The organism is Bacillus sp. z14 (2026) (genome assembly GCF_058313575.1).
The window spans coordinates 514652-527804 of the sequence record NZ_JBZFQK010000003.1 but is presented as its reverse complement, the minus strand read 5'-3'; the positions used below and the strand labels follow the sequence as shown (position 1 = coordinate 527804).

General features: G+C 38.4%; 15 protein-coding genes. 9 read left to right on the top strand and 6 right to left on the bottom strand.

Annotated elements, in window-relative coordinates; genetic code table 11:
• Positions 1-22: 22 nt before the first annotated feature.
• The 6 genes from AC4G3O_RS13520 to AC4G3O_RS13495 all read left to right on the top strand — a co-directional run bounded on the left by AC4G3O_RS13520 (position 23) and on the right by AC4G3O_RS13495 (position 5542).
• Positions 23-499 carry a Na+/H+ antiporter subunit E gene (locus AC4G3O_RS13520; RefSeq protein WP_139892062.1) on the top strand — a complete coding sequence of 159 codons (477 nt, stop codon included), beginning with the start codon at positions 23-25 and terminating at the stop codon, positions 497-499.
• On the top strand, positions 499-783 hold the full coding sequence (locus AC4G3O_RS13515) for a Na(+)/H(+) antiporter subunit F1 (RefSeq protein ID WP_066109471.1): 285 nt from the start codon (positions 499-501) through the stop codon (positions 781-783). Before AC4G3O_RS13520 ends, AC4G3O_RS13515 begins: the two co-directional genes overlap by 1 nt.
• The gene (mnhG, locus tag AC4G3O_RS13510) at positions 761-1114 is read left to right on the top strand and encodes a monovalent cation/H(+) antiporter subunit G (RefSeq protein WP_217491087.1); all 354 of its coding nucleotides are present in this window, start codon (positions 761-763) and stop codon (positions 1112-1114) included. Before AC4G3O_RS13515 ends, mnhG begins: the two co-directional genes overlap by 23 nt.
• A 152-nt stretch (positions 1115-1266) precedes the next feature.
• Positions 1267-3456 carry a DNA topoisomerase III gene (locus AC4G3O_RS13505; protein WP_139892063.1) on the top strand — a complete coding sequence of 730 codons (2190 nt, stop codon included), beginning with the start codon at positions 1267-1269 and terminating at the stop codon, positions 3454-3456.
• A gap of 391 nt (positions 3457-3847) precedes the next feature.
• Entirely contained in the window at positions 3848-4045 is a 198-nt protein-coding gene (locus tag AC4G3O_RS13500) for a cold shock domain-containing protein (RefSeq protein ID WP_066109465.1), read from the top strand.
• A 141-nt stretch (positions 4046-4186) separates the two neighbouring features.
• Complete coding sequence (locus AC4G3O_RS13495; protein WP_139892064.1) at positions 4187-5542, top strand: amino acid permease; 1356 nt, start codon at positions 4187-4189, stop codon at positions 5540-5542.
• A 3-nt stretch (positions 5543-5545) separates the two neighbouring features.
• Here the strand turns inward: AC4G3O_RS13495 and AC4G3O_RS13490 are convergent, their stop codons facing one another.
• Entirely contained in the window at positions 5546-6169 is a 624-nt protein-coding gene (locus AC4G3O_RS13490) for a LysE family transporter (protein ID WP_066109461.1), read from the bottom strand.
• A gap of 116 nt (positions 6170-6285) precedes the next feature.
• Complete coding sequence (locus AC4G3O_RS13485; protein WP_140461909.1) at positions 6286-7278, bottom strand: YeiH family protein; 993 nt, start codon at positions 7276-7278, stop codon at positions 6286-6288.
• 466 nt (positions 7279-7744) lie between these two features.
• On the opposite strand from AC4G3O_RS13485, the gene AC4G3O_RS13480 reads away from it, so the two are divergent.
• Positions 7745-8425, top strand: coding sequence for a DNA alkylation repair protein (locus AC4G3O_RS13480; RefSeq protein WP_491136342.1), 681 nt, complete (start codon positions 7745-7747; stop codon positions 8423-8425).
• A complete protein-coding gene (locus AC4G3O_RS13475) occupies positions 8422-9282 on the top strand; it encodes a Cof-type HAD-IIB family hydrolase (RefSeq protein ID WP_491136341.1) in 861 nt (286 codons plus the stop codon). The genes AC4G3O_RS13480 and AC4G3O_RS13475 overlap by 4 nt, the downstream gene beginning before the upstream one ends.
• Positions 9283-9463: 181 nt before the next feature.
• On the opposite strand, the gene bshB2 is transcribed toward AC4G3O_RS13475, so the two are convergent.
• The 4 genes from bshB2 to AC4G3O_RS13455 form a co-directional block, all read right to left on the bottom strand.
• Entirely contained in the window at positions 9464-10141 is a 678-nt protein-coding gene (gene bshB2, locus AC4G3O_RS13470) for a bacillithiol biosynthesis deacetylase BshB2 (RefSeq protein ID WP_066109449.1), read from the bottom strand.
• A 16-nt stretch (positions 10142-10157) separates the two neighbouring features.
• Positions 10158-10508 (bottom strand): YojF family protein, encoded by a 351-nt coding sequence (locus AC4G3O_RS13465; protein ID WP_066109446.1) that lies wholly within the window; start codon positions 10506-10508, stop codon positions 10158-10160.
• A gap of 151 nt (positions 10509-10659) precedes the next feature.
• Positions 10660-11469, bottom strand: a complete 810-nt coding sequence (gene pdxK / locus AC4G3O_RS13460) for a pyridoxine/pyridoxal/pyridoxamine kinase (RefSeq protein ID WP_066109443.1) — start codon at positions 11467-11469, stop codon at positions 10660-10662.
• A 453-nt stretch (positions 11470-11922) separates the two neighbouring features.
• Positions 11923-12276 carry a YflT domain-containing protein gene (locus AC4G3O_RS13455; protein WP_066109441.1) on the bottom strand — a complete coding sequence of 118 codons (354 nt, stop codon included), beginning with the start codon at positions 12274-12276 and terminating at the stop codon, positions 11923-11925.
• A gap of 168 nt (positions 12277-12444) precedes the next feature.
• Here AC4G3O_RS13455 and AC4G3O_RS13450 point away from each other — a divergent pair, with 168 nt between their 5' ends.
• The gene (locus AC4G3O_RS13450; RefSeq protein ID WP_066109438.1) at positions 12445-13125 is read left to right on the top strand and encodes a uracil-DNA glycosylase; all 681 of its coding nucleotides are present in this window, start codon (positions 12445-12447) and stop codon (positions 13123-13125) included.
• Positions 13126-13153: the final 28 nt, after the last annotated feature.

Sequence of the window (13153 nt, the reverse complement as noted above, 5' to 3'; positions counted from 1 at the left end):
TAAACAAAAAGGGGTGGTCGTTGTGCCCGTTCAAGTCTTGCTTAATATATTCATTGGTTTCTTATGGATGCTCTTGCAGGATAAATGGAGTTTCCCTTCGTTCTTTGCCGGATATCTAGTGGGAATCGTTATTTTGTTTTTTGTGCGTCGCTTTTTCAATAAATCCTTCTACATGGGGACATTTCTCTCTATATTAAAGTTGCTATTTGTATTTCTTAAAGAGCTCGTTTCTTCTACGGTGCTTGTTCTGAGGCAGGTCACACGTAAAAAAATAGATGTTCAGCCGGCGGTTTTTGCCTTAAAGACAGATCTGAATGGAGATTGGGAAATACCAATGTTGGCTTTGCTATTATCGCTGACACCAGGCTCCGTGGTATTGGAGATTTCGCCGGACAACAAAACATTCTATATTCATGCCATGGACTACAAAGAATCTAAACAAGCGATTATTCAGGCAAAAATGAGCTTTGAAAAGGCGATTAAGGAGGTTACACGATAATGTTTGAAAAAGCCATGACTGTAGCGCTATTCATTTTAACGTTATCCATTCTCATTTCCATCTATCGCCTCTATAAAGGTCCATCCATGCCAGACAGGGTTATGGCACTGGATTCAATTGGAATCCACTTAATTTCAGGTGTGGCTATTTTTTCTGTACTGTTCAAATCCCATGCCTTCTTGGACATCATATTGTTGTTAGGGATCCTTTCTTTTATCGGGACTATCGCGTTTGCGAGATTCATAGAAAGGGGTGTGGTCATTGAACGTGGAAATGATAAGTGAGTGGATTGCTGCTGTCTGTATTCTTACGGGGACAATCTTAACGCTTCTAAGTGGTGTTGGGCTGATTAGGCTTCCGGATGTTTATACACGATCACATGCAGCTTCAAAAAGTACAACACTTGGAGTACTATTCATCCTTCTGGGAGCATTTCTGTTTTTTTTAATTGGTGAAGGATATGTTAGTATACGGCTGCTTCTCGGAATATTCTTTGTATTCCTGACTGCTCCGGTAGCAGGCCATATCATCTGCCGGGCAGCTTATCGCTCAAACGTAAAACTTACCGACCGTACAGTCCGTGATGATTTGAAGAAATTATTGAAGTCTAAATGAAAGATAGTTGAACTGCCCACTAAAGGTTAGACTAAATCTAACTTTTATGGGGCAGTTTTAATTTGGAAAAAAAGCGATAGGATGTCTATTCAATTCAAACATTGAAACTATGGTATATTGACAGTACATAGTTAGTAAAGGAGTTTAGAAATATGGCAAAAAGTGTAGTCATTGCTGAAAAACCTTCCGTTGCCCGTGATATTGCGAATGTACTGAAATGTACAAAGAAGGGCAATGGATTTTTCGAAGGAAACAAATATATAGTTACTTGGGCATTAGGGCATTTAGTTACTTTAGCTGATCCTGAAGCTTATGATAATAAATATAAAACATGGAATCTAGAAGATCTTCCTATGCTTCCAGAACGTATGAAATTAGTTGTCATTAAACAAACTGGAAAACAGTTTAATGCTGTAAAAGCACAATTAAGTCGCAGTGATGTGAATGAAATAATTGTGGCTACTGATGCGGGAAGGGAAGGAGAATTAGTTGCACGTTGGATTATTGATAAAGCAAAAGTCAATAAGCCAATCAAGCGCCTATGGATATCTTCTGTAACAGATAAAGCGATAAAAGACGGATTTAATAACTTAAAACCTGGTAAATCGTATGAAAATTTATATGCTTCCGCAGTAGCACGCTCAGAAGCAGACTGGTATATCGGTTTAAATGCAAGTCGTGCATTAACAACTAAATTTAATGCACAATTAAATTGTGGTCGCGTCCAAACACCAACAGTTGCTATGGTAGCGGCACGTGAAGATGAAATCAAAAACTTTAAACCGCAAACTTATTATGGTATTGAAGCGCAAGCTGATGGGCTTAAATTAACATGGCAAGATGTGAATGGTAATAGCCGCAGCTTTAATAAAGAAAAAATAGATGCAATTGTTAAATCGCTTGGATATAAAGATGCGAATGTAGTTTCTATTGAACGCAAAGCAAAGAAAAACTTTTCACCTGCCTTATATGATTTAACAGAACTTCAACGTGATGCTAATAAGATCTTTGGCTATTCAGCTAAAGAAACACTGAATATTATGCAGAAACTATATGAACAACATAAAGTACTAACATATCCACGTACTGATTCACGCTATATATCATCTGATATTGTCAGCACCATTCCAGAGCGCTTAAAGGCAATCGGCGGTAATGAGTATCGTAAGTTAGTAACTAAGATTATAAATAAGCCTATTAAGGCGACGAAGGCCTTTGTTGACGACAGTAAAGTCAGCGACCACCATGCCATCATTCCAACGGAAGGCTTCGTTAATTATGCTGCCTTTAATGATAAGGAACGTAAAATTTATGATTTGGTCGTGAAGCGGTTTCTCGCTGTTCTATTTCCGGCCCATGAATTCGAGCAATTAACAGTCCATGCGAAGATTGGCCCAGAGTCCTTTATCGCCCGTGGTAAAACAGTGATTCAGCCAGGCTGGAAGGAAGTCTATAACAATCGTTTTGAGGAAGAGGAATCTGGCGATGAGGTGAAGGAACAGTTACTTCCGAAAATCAATAAGGGTGACAAATTAGCAATTACGATAATATCGCAAACTTCAGGTCAAACTAAGCCACCTGCGCGTTTTACAGAGGCTACTTTACTGTCAGCGATGGAAAACCCTACGAAGTACATGGAAACAAAAGATAAAAAGCTTGTAGATACGATAAAGATAACTGGCGGGCTTGGTACAGTTGCAACCCGTGCAGATATTATAGATAAATTATTCAATTCATTCTTAATCGAAAAACGTGGTGGAAAAGATATATATATTACTTCTAAAGGACGCCAGTTACTTAATTTAGTACCGGAAGAATTGAAGTCGCCAACTACAACAGCAGAGTGGGAACAAAAACTTGAGCTAATCGCTAAAGGGAAAATGAAAAAGGCTGTGTTCATTAATGAGATGAAAGAGCATACAAAAGAAATTGTGGCAGAAATTAAAGCCAGCAATAAAAAGTATAAGCACGACAATATCTCCACAAAATCCTGCCCAGAATGCGGGAAACCAATGTTAGAAGTAAACGGAAAGAAAGGCAAAATGCTTGTCTGCCAAGATCGCGAATGTGGTCATAGAAAGAACGTGTCACGTGTCACTAATGCACGATGCCCTCAATGCAAAAAGAAAATGGAACTCCGTGGCGAAGGTCAGGGACAAATATTTACCTGTAAATGTGGATACCGTGAAAAATTATCTGCTTTTGAAGAGAGACGTAAAAAAGAGTCTGGCGGAAAAGTGGATAAACGAACTGTACAAAAGTACCTGAAACAGCAAGAAAAGGAAACGGAGCCTATCAACAATCCATTTGCTGATTTATTAAAAGGAATGAAATTTGACTAGAGAATTAAGTTAATTTTTCAAAAACAAAAATGCCTATCCTAATTTTAGAGGATAGGCGTTTTTGTTAAAAATCAGGAGACTGATGAAGATCAAGTGGTACCAGATGAATTAACGAGCCTTTACGAAGAAGACAGTTCAAAAGTTTCATTTTGTATTGATAAAGAAGATACAAATTATATTTTTACCCTATATTGGAATAACCATCACATTTTGGATTAGTTTGATTTGTTTAAATTGTTTGTTAATTAGTAAGCTGTATGTTACAATAAAACAGCAAAAAGGTTTGAAGATCAAAAAAATTTTTACAGTCTTTAAGTACATGCTTAGACAGAAAAGGTTTTTCTGGTTTTCTACTTTTAAAATTTTCACTAAAAGTTAGGGGGCCAAAAAAATGGTCGGAAAAGTAAAATGGTTTAATGCAGAAAAAGGTTTTGGTTTTATCGAGCGTGAAGATGGTGACGATGTATTCGTACACTTCTCTGCTATTCAAGGTGAAGGATTCAAAACTCTTGAAGAAGGTCAAGAAGTTGAATTCGAAATCGTTGATGGAAATCGCGGACCACAAGCTGCTAATGTAGAGCGTATCTAATTAAATTTAAAACCATCGGGTACAATCCTTTTCGGATTGTACCCTTTTTATATTGGCAAGCAAATAAAGCATAAGTTTCGCCTGGATGGAGCAGATTAATTGAGGATACAGTCTGATATAAATCAAAGGGCGGAATAGGATATGAAAAAAGCAGCAGCGACAAAAAATCAAGAAAAGAAAAAACTGCAATGGTGGCAGCTTTCCCTTATAGGGATAGGCTGTACAATTGGAACCGGCTTTTTCTTAGGTTCCGGATTAGGAATCAGGCTTGCCGGCCCATCAATATTAATTGCGTTTATACTTGCCGCTTGTACGACATATATCGTATATGAAGCTTTAGCAAAGATGACGGAAAAAGATCCTCAAAAAGGGTCTTTTCGTACATACTCCCGTAAGGCGTTTGGACGTTCTTTTGGGTTCTTAAATGGGTGGGTTTACTGGTTTTCAGAAATGCTTATAATGGGAAGCCAATTAACAGCCCTGTCTCTATTTTCTAGGTTTTGGTTTCCTGAATTTCCTTTATGGATATTTGCAGCCATCTACGGAGCACTTGGACTGATTGTTATTATTATTGGGGCAAAGCTGTTTGAACCGATGGAGAATGTCAGTGCAATCGTTAAAGTATCCGCTATTTTAATGTTTGTCATTATCGTGATCCTTGGCTTGTGTGGTGTGATTGATGGAAAAGAAACACTTGATTTTCCTTCAACGGTTAAGGAGGTTTTTCCTACAGATTGGAAGAAAACTTGGTCATCTCTCGTTTTTGCTTTTTTTGCCTTTGGAGGTATTGAAGTTCTGGGTATTATGTCTATGCGATTAGAGAAAAAAGAGGATGCTCCAAAAGCAGGGAGAGTCATGATTCTAGCATTAACCGTCATTTACATCATATCCCTAGGCTTAGTCGTAATGCTGTTGCCATGGGATAAGGTTAATCTAAAAGAAAGCCCGTTTTTAACGGTCTTGAGTTATTATCCATTTAGGTTCATTATGCATCTTTTTAATGGAGCTTTGATAATTGCCGGTTTTTCAACAATGTCGGCTTCACTTTTTTCTGTTGCAAATATGCTGACGACCTTAGCTGAGGATCGAGATGCCCCGAAAATATTGGGAAAAAAAGGGAAGTTCGCAATCCCTCTGCCTGCTTTTGCTGTAACAGTGACTGGTTTGCTAATCTCTATCGTTCTGTCGAGAGTGATGCCGGATAAGGTCTATGAATACTTTACGACTGGTGCGAGTTTACTCATCCTTTACAATTGGATATTAATCCTGTTGACGTATTCCAAGCTTGCTGACCTAAAAACAAAGGATAAAATAAAACGAACTATAGGGCTTGGGCTTATTTTGCTGGCTATTGTTGGGACGGTCATTGAAAAGGACACGAGAATGGGCTTTTTCGTAAGTCTAGCTTTTGTTTCTTTTGTAAGCCTGATTACAATTATTATGGCTATTATTCGAAAACGAAAACGGCCTTTAACAAGGCGAAGAATCCATAACTAACGATTAAATTAGGGATTGAACCCCCATAACTCCAAAATAGATCCCAAAGCCAACTAAGGAAATTCCGGATATGATTGAAATTCCCGCTAAGAGTTTATTGGTTAAATAGCGCCTAAATATGGATGCCATCATCGCCATCGAGTAGTCCCAAATTAATATCCCCAAAAGGATGGCCAAGCTGTTAATGATGATTTGCTGAGGAGATAAGTGACTCACGGTTTTGGCGAGTACAGAGCCATAGATGCCCAACCAAAAAAGAATGGATAATGGATTCAATAACGACATAAAAAAGCCAGAGCGAAAGGAACGAGTGATATCCTTGTTCCGTATATTGCTTTGGTTTTTTTTATGATAAACAGCAACCAGACTCTCTACTCCGGAATAAGTAAGCACGAAAGCCCCGAATAACCAGAGAAAGGTTTGGATTAGAGGAACTTGCATATATTGAGCCAACCCGGTATAAACAACAAGCATATAGCAGATATCGGCTAGTATAGCGCCCAGACCGAATACCCAGGCATTTAAGAATCCATGCCTTAAACCAATTTCCATTTGTGCAGCATTAATTGGTCCGATAGGAGCCGATAAGGAAATTCCTAGATAGACATATCCCAATAATCCATACATACAATTTATACCTCCATTTTAATTGCTCAAATTATCATATGCATGTATACAGGCTTGTACGACAAAAAAGAATAGTTTAAGGAAAACATAAAAAAGAGGCATAAGCCTCAAATGGCTCATGCCCAAAAATATGTCAGAATTGATAAAAGAACGGATGTAATAACCATTGTAAGCAAGGGAAGGCTGGCTCGTTTCTTAAGCTCTTTTAAATCAATCGTTAAGCCTAGCCCAGCCATAGCCATCGAAAGTAGAAAAGTGGTCAGCATGGCAATGTAATCATATAGGTATTCAGGAAACCAGGATCCAGCAAGATAAGTTCTAAAAATACTTAAGGCCAGAAATCCTAGAAGAAACCATGGAAATGGAATGGAGGATTGGCTGCCAGCGCCTTGTTTACGTTTCATCCAGAACACTAATACAAAACAGAAAGGAATCAATAAGAAAACACGACATAATTTAGCTAATAAAGCCATTGTAACAGAAGCTTCCCCAGCAGGCTCAGACGCTAAAGCTACATGAGCCAATTCATGTAAGCTAAGTCCGGACCAAATTCCATATTCAGTAGGTGTTAGGGGGAGAATCGGAATAAGCATCGTATAGGCGACTGAAAAAATAGTACCAATCAATGCAATCATCCCGACGCTCATCGCCGTGTCCTCTTCTTTTGAATCCACTATAGGTGAAACCGCTGCTATAGCCGCTGCGCCGCATATTCCTGTCCCTGCACCAAGCAGGAAAGAAATCATTGGATGAATTTTCAGCCATTTGCCAAGCAATACCATGAGGGCTACAGAGAATACGATACAAATCAGAGCTTTACCCAAAAGGCCAAGACCTTCACTAAAAATAATCTGCATATCTAATTTCAACCCATATAAAATAATGGCAGCACGTAAGAGAATTCTTGCTGAAAAATGAACGCCCGTCCGTAAATTTGTTGGATAGCTGCGAATATTACGATACAGGATGGCGAGCAAAATACTGCATGCTAATGGTCCTATGTATTCGAAAAAGGGCAATTCAGCAAGGACAAATCCAAGCAGCGCCAATAAGGCCGTAAAGCCCAGACCTCCCCAAAATGATAAAGGAGATTGAGTTTGTTTAGTCATAGTAGTCACTCCTAATTCTTTCATCACTATATTTGAAAACAGTCATTATGTATGCGTAGAATATATGTATATACATAGCCAGGTTATTATGAGTTCTGGCAATAGCTTCCATGAAGCCACTTCCCTAGTTTAATATTCTTAGACTTAATAAAAAAGAGGTAACACTCAATTAATTAATTGTATGTTTATCCAATACAGGATCTTTTATACAAAAAGCTGAGGCGACTGCCCAGCTCCGACAAGCATAAGGAGAGGCTCGAAGGGGTGTTCTACCCCGTAGAGGCTATCCTTATGACCTCGAGGAGCTAGGAGCCGAAGCTAGATTATACAAAAAGCTGAGGCGACTGCCCAACTCCGACAAACACGGAGGGAGAGCGCTTTTCCTCTACTGCAGCAGCTACACTTATGACTCGAGCGGTTAGGCCCTGAAGCTGGCTTATAAGGGAAGAATAGGTGAGGTGGAAATGTGGATTATATTAATCGTTTAAAACAGTTATTTGAGAATGAAAAGAATGAAGAACAAGCAGTAGCAATGGCGCAATATATGAAGAATCAATTTCCTTTTTACGGGATTAAAACCCCGGAAAGAAGAAAATGTATGTCTGTATTCTTTAAGGAAACAGGTATTCTTGCTATGCCGCTTTCACATGAATTTTGTTTAAAGCTTTGGAATATGCCGGAGAGAGAATGGCAAAATGCTGCGCTTGATTACCTTGCTAACTATATCGACAAACTGGAAGTAAAGGATTTACCGCTACTAAAAACATTAATTACGACAAAATCTTGGTGGGATACCGTAGATATGATTGCCTCTAAGCAGGTTGGCAATTTGGTATTAAGAAATCCTGATTTAATAGATACTATCATGAATGATTGGGTAATAGATAATAATATGTGGCTACGTAGAACAGCAATCCTCTTTCAACTTTTCTATAAAGGTCAAACAAATGAGAGAATCTTATATGACTACATATTGAAAAATGCGGATAGTAAAGAATTCTTTATTCAAAAAGCGATTGGGTGGGCACTGAGAGAATATTCAAAAACGGATCCGGAGTCTGTGAAGAACTTTATAAAAAAAACAGAGCTTGCACCTCTCAGCAGAAGAGAAGGTAGTAAGCATTTTCTAAAGGGGGAGACTGTATGAAGTGTATAGCAACCGATATGGATGGAACATTACTGAATGAGCATCAAATGGTAAGTGACGAGAACCGAAAGGCGATGGAGGCAGTAAGGGATAGCGGGAGACAAGTAATTGTTGCTACGGGCCGATCTTATAAAGAAGCAAGGTTTGCACTTGATGAGATTAACTTTCACTGTCCTATTATCAGTTTAAATGGAGCAGCTGTTTATAATCAGGAAGGCAGTTTGGTGGATTCCAATCCGATGAAGCAAGAAAGCTTAGTGGAGACAGTCAAGCTTTTGGAAGAAATGGATCTTTATTTTGAAATGTATACAAACAGGGGGACATTTTCCAAAAACCCCGAAAAGGCTATTGATTCACTTGTCGATATCTTCTTGAGTGCCAATCCTGATCAGGAAGAAGATAAAGTTCGTGAATTTGCTGAAGGCAGAATTAAAATTGGATTCTTATTTGCGACAGACGATTACTTCCAGCTAATTAATGAAGAGGATATCGAAATATACAAAATACTAGTCTTTTCCTCTGATATGAATAAACTAAAAAATACTGGCACTATTCTTGGAGAGATGGAAGGAATAACTGTCACTTCATCCGGTAAGGGGAATATTGAAATTAACCAGAGTGGTGTTTCTAAGGGAATAGCTTTGGAGAAATTGCTAGAAAAATTACGAATCCCACTTGAAGAAACAATTGCTGTGGGAGATAACTTTAATGATTTATCTATGTTCGAAAAAGCGGGGATGTCCGTTGCTATGGGTAATGCATCCGATGAGATTAAAGGGCTGTGCAAGGATGTTACCTTAACAAATGAAGAGGATGGTGTCGCCCATATCATTTATAAGTACATCGTTCAAAAATAAATTTAAAAATTAGGTATAGGTGGTCCAGAATATGGCTATCATAGTACTACAATGAAGTTTTCCAAAGTATCCCCCCCTTTTTTTTGAACCGCCTTTAGTAATGAAGGCGGTTTTTTTTATGAAATAAAGATGCCCGCAAAAAAAGCCGTCATTAGTATGACAGCTTTTATAAATCTAATTCTTATATTTTTTCAGGCCATTTATATGAATAAAATCTTTCAAAGCAAAGGCGGCTTTCAAGCTCTTTATTCTTTTGGGCGAGTAATTCAGGCCAACCAGCCATCATCGCCTCAGTTTGAGAGCGGTGGGCAGAGATTGCCTTTAGTTTAGTCTCGATTACATCCTGAATATTATTTATGATATCAGGCTCTCCAAGGACATCCTGATGGTTGTTGGAAAAGGCTACACAATGAAGCTTTGGCCTTTTTTCAGGATTGATTTCAGAGACTGCCTGTACGACAGCTCTTCCGCAAGCCTCATGATCCGGATGGACACTGAATCCCGGATAGAAAGTGATAATGAGGGAAGGATCAAGCTCATCAATAAGCTTAGTCATTTGATTAGCTAGCCACTCTTCATTTTCGAATTCAACAGTTTTATCGCGCAGTCCCATCATACGTAAATCCTTAATACCCATTATTTGTGCTGCGTCTATTAATTCTTTCTTGCGAATCTTCGGGAGACTCTCCCGTGTTGCAAAAGGAGGATTTCCAAGATTACGTCCCATTTCACCAAGCGTTAAGCATGCATAGGTAACGGGGATACCAGCTCTTGTATAAGAGGCGATTGTTCCGGAAACCCCAAATGCCTCATCATCAGGATGAGGGAATATGACTAATACATGTTTCTCTTTATCCATTTATCCCAACTCCTTGTTATTTATCAAATGGGGCGGTACTGATTTCAAAAGCGACAGCCAGTCTTCCGCTCTGGTCAAGTCCAGCCATTAAAAGGCGGCCGAATTCATCGATTTCGTAATGGGTAATCCCTTCAGCGTATACCCAGCCTTCCTTCATTCTTAATCCTACCCGATAAGGGCCATCTCCGATAATTTTACCTTCTTCAAAACAAATAGAAACATTACGGATAAACGCACCTGCTGAGAAGAATGATTCATCATTATGAGTGGCATAAGCGCCGTTTGTTGTCTCTAAATGCAAATAAACCTGTAAACCGGCATATGATTGCAGCGCTTTTTGTGAATCAAGCAGGTCAATTGGCTTCATTAAGATTACCTCCTATATAAAAAGGAACACATTAGTTTCCTATTAAATTAGTGTTGTATTAATTATGATACTAAAGTATCTGAAAAATTGCTAAAAATGGAGATGGAAAAAAGCTGTCCTAAATTTCGGACAGCCTGTAATAAAGAAGAAATTATTTATATGTACGGTAAGCACCATGCATAACTGGTCCAACAAATTCATTTAGCTTCCAGCTATGTTCAATAGCGGCTGAGATAAATTCCTTTGCAGTAGCCAAGGCTTCTTCAACTGTTTTTCCTTTAGCCAGCTCAGCAGTAATGGCTGCAGCAGTTGTACAACCGGCACCATGGGTATAAGTAGTCGCAAACTTTTCGGATTCAAGGATGGTATAGTCTGTTCCATCATAAATTAGGTCAATTGCTTTATCTTGCCCATCAAGTTTAGTGCCACCCTTGATAAGGACATATTTTGCCCCTTGATCATGGATAATCTTTGCAGCTTGTTTCATTTCATCAATAGTAGTGATGGGGCCAATCCCGGATAATTGCCAAGCCTCAAAAAGATTTGGTGTTACAACCGTAGCAAGAGGGAGAAGCAATTCTCTCATTGCCACTGTATTCTCAGGCATTAACACTTCATCTGTCCCTTTGCAAACCATTACAGGGTCTATGACGACTTTATCAAGGCCATACTCTTTAATTTTTCGTGCAGCCAATTCAATAATATCAACGGTCCCAAGCATCCCTGTTTTCATGGCATCAATTCCTGTAGAAAGGATTGTATCCAGTTGTGCCTCCACAGTTGAAACATCAATAGAAAATACATTATGAGACCAGTTATTTTTAGGGTCCATTGCAACAATTGAAGTAACAGCAGTCATTCCATAAACGCCAAGCTCCTGGAATGTTTTTAAATCTGCTTGAAGTCCTGCTCCGCCGCTGCTGTCTGATCCAGCTATAGTCAATGCTTTTTTTAGACTCATTGGCCTATCCTCCCTCATTATAAAACTTAATTTAGTTATACTTTATAATACATACCAAAACAATATGTATGGAAAAAAACTGATGCTGTTAATTGTATACATAATCCGTGAACAATAAATTCTGAATTACCATTTTGCGGTATTTTATCATAGGTATAAACCGGAAGTATACAGTAAGAGTTTATAAAGGTAAAAGCTCATATAGTAATGATACTATAAGTGAAAAATAGTGGATAACAATAACGCTTATATGATTTAAGACATAGTAAGCAGATGCTCGTGATCATGGAGACGAGAATGAACAATGATTGATTCTAATAACATCAGATTGATATATGCAAAAAAGTTTTTTCTTATGCATTGTAACTTGATCAGAGTAGTAAAAAAGCCAGTAAAAAAAAGGGCGTTAAGGAAGGGAGAACCCATCCTTAAGCCCTTTTTATGCTGTATGCGTTACATTATTTTTGTATTATCAATATCACTTGCCTGGTTCGAAGTAACAATAACAATTTTGTGGTCATCAAGATCTTTTTCATATTGTTGTGCTTCTAACTCAGATAATCCAAGTGATTGGAGCTTGCTGCGCAATTCGTCGCCACGTTTTTTGAACAGATTTCCTACACTTTCAAAGAAACCTTGCTCACCAATACCAATGTTGCCTGTATCCGTAGCATCAGTTAAATCCTTCGAAAACTCTTTATTATGGGAAAACAGATAAACATTCTCTTTTGTAAATCCCTCAGCTGCAAGTTGTTCAACTTTCTCTTTAGCTTGAACTGAATTTTCTACTACAAAAACTTGATACATCTTGCATCCTCCTCGATTTTTGGATTTTAATTTAAAATGTAGTTACAGTGTTTATATAACCTATTAAAAAATCTATAAACATAAGTTGAGCAGGGTAAAGAGAGTGTAAGCGGAAAATATTGTTCGACAAATATAATAATTTCTGAAGTATATAGAGGAGTGGATTGGATGAGTCACCAAATTTTACAGAATGACTGGCTGGAGTATTTAGTGGATGAATTTAAACAACCATATTATGCAGCCCTGTGTAATTTTATAAAAAAGGAGTATGAAAACGAGATTGTCTATCCAAAGGCTGAAGATATCTACAACGCTTTGAACTATACTGATTTTAAATCCGTAAAAGTGGTATTGCTCGGGCAGGATCCCTACCATGGCCCCAATCAGGCTCATGGATTAAGTTTCTCTGTACAGCCTGAAGTTGCTCTCCCGCCCTCGCTACGGAATATTTTCAAGGAACTAAATGATGACTTAGGAATTCCAGTCCCTAACAATGGATACTTGAAAAGTTGGGCGGATCAGGGGGTACTTTTGTTAAATACCGTTTTGACTGTCAGACAGGGAGAAGCCCATTCACATAAGGGGAGAGGATGGGAGCGATTAACAGATAAAATAATAGAGACATTGAATGAAAAATCAGAACCGGTTGTTTTCCTATTATGGGGAAAACCAGCACAATCCAAAATTCACTTAATTGATCAGAAGAAGCATCACATCATTACCTCGGTTCACCCGAGCCCGCTATCTGCTCGGCGAGGTTTCTTTGGAAGTAAGCCATTTTCTAAAACGAATGAACTTCTCCGACAAAATGGGCTGAAGGAAATCGATTGGGCCATTCCTGATTTGTGAGGTTGTGAAAAATAGATTCCTTGGCGAA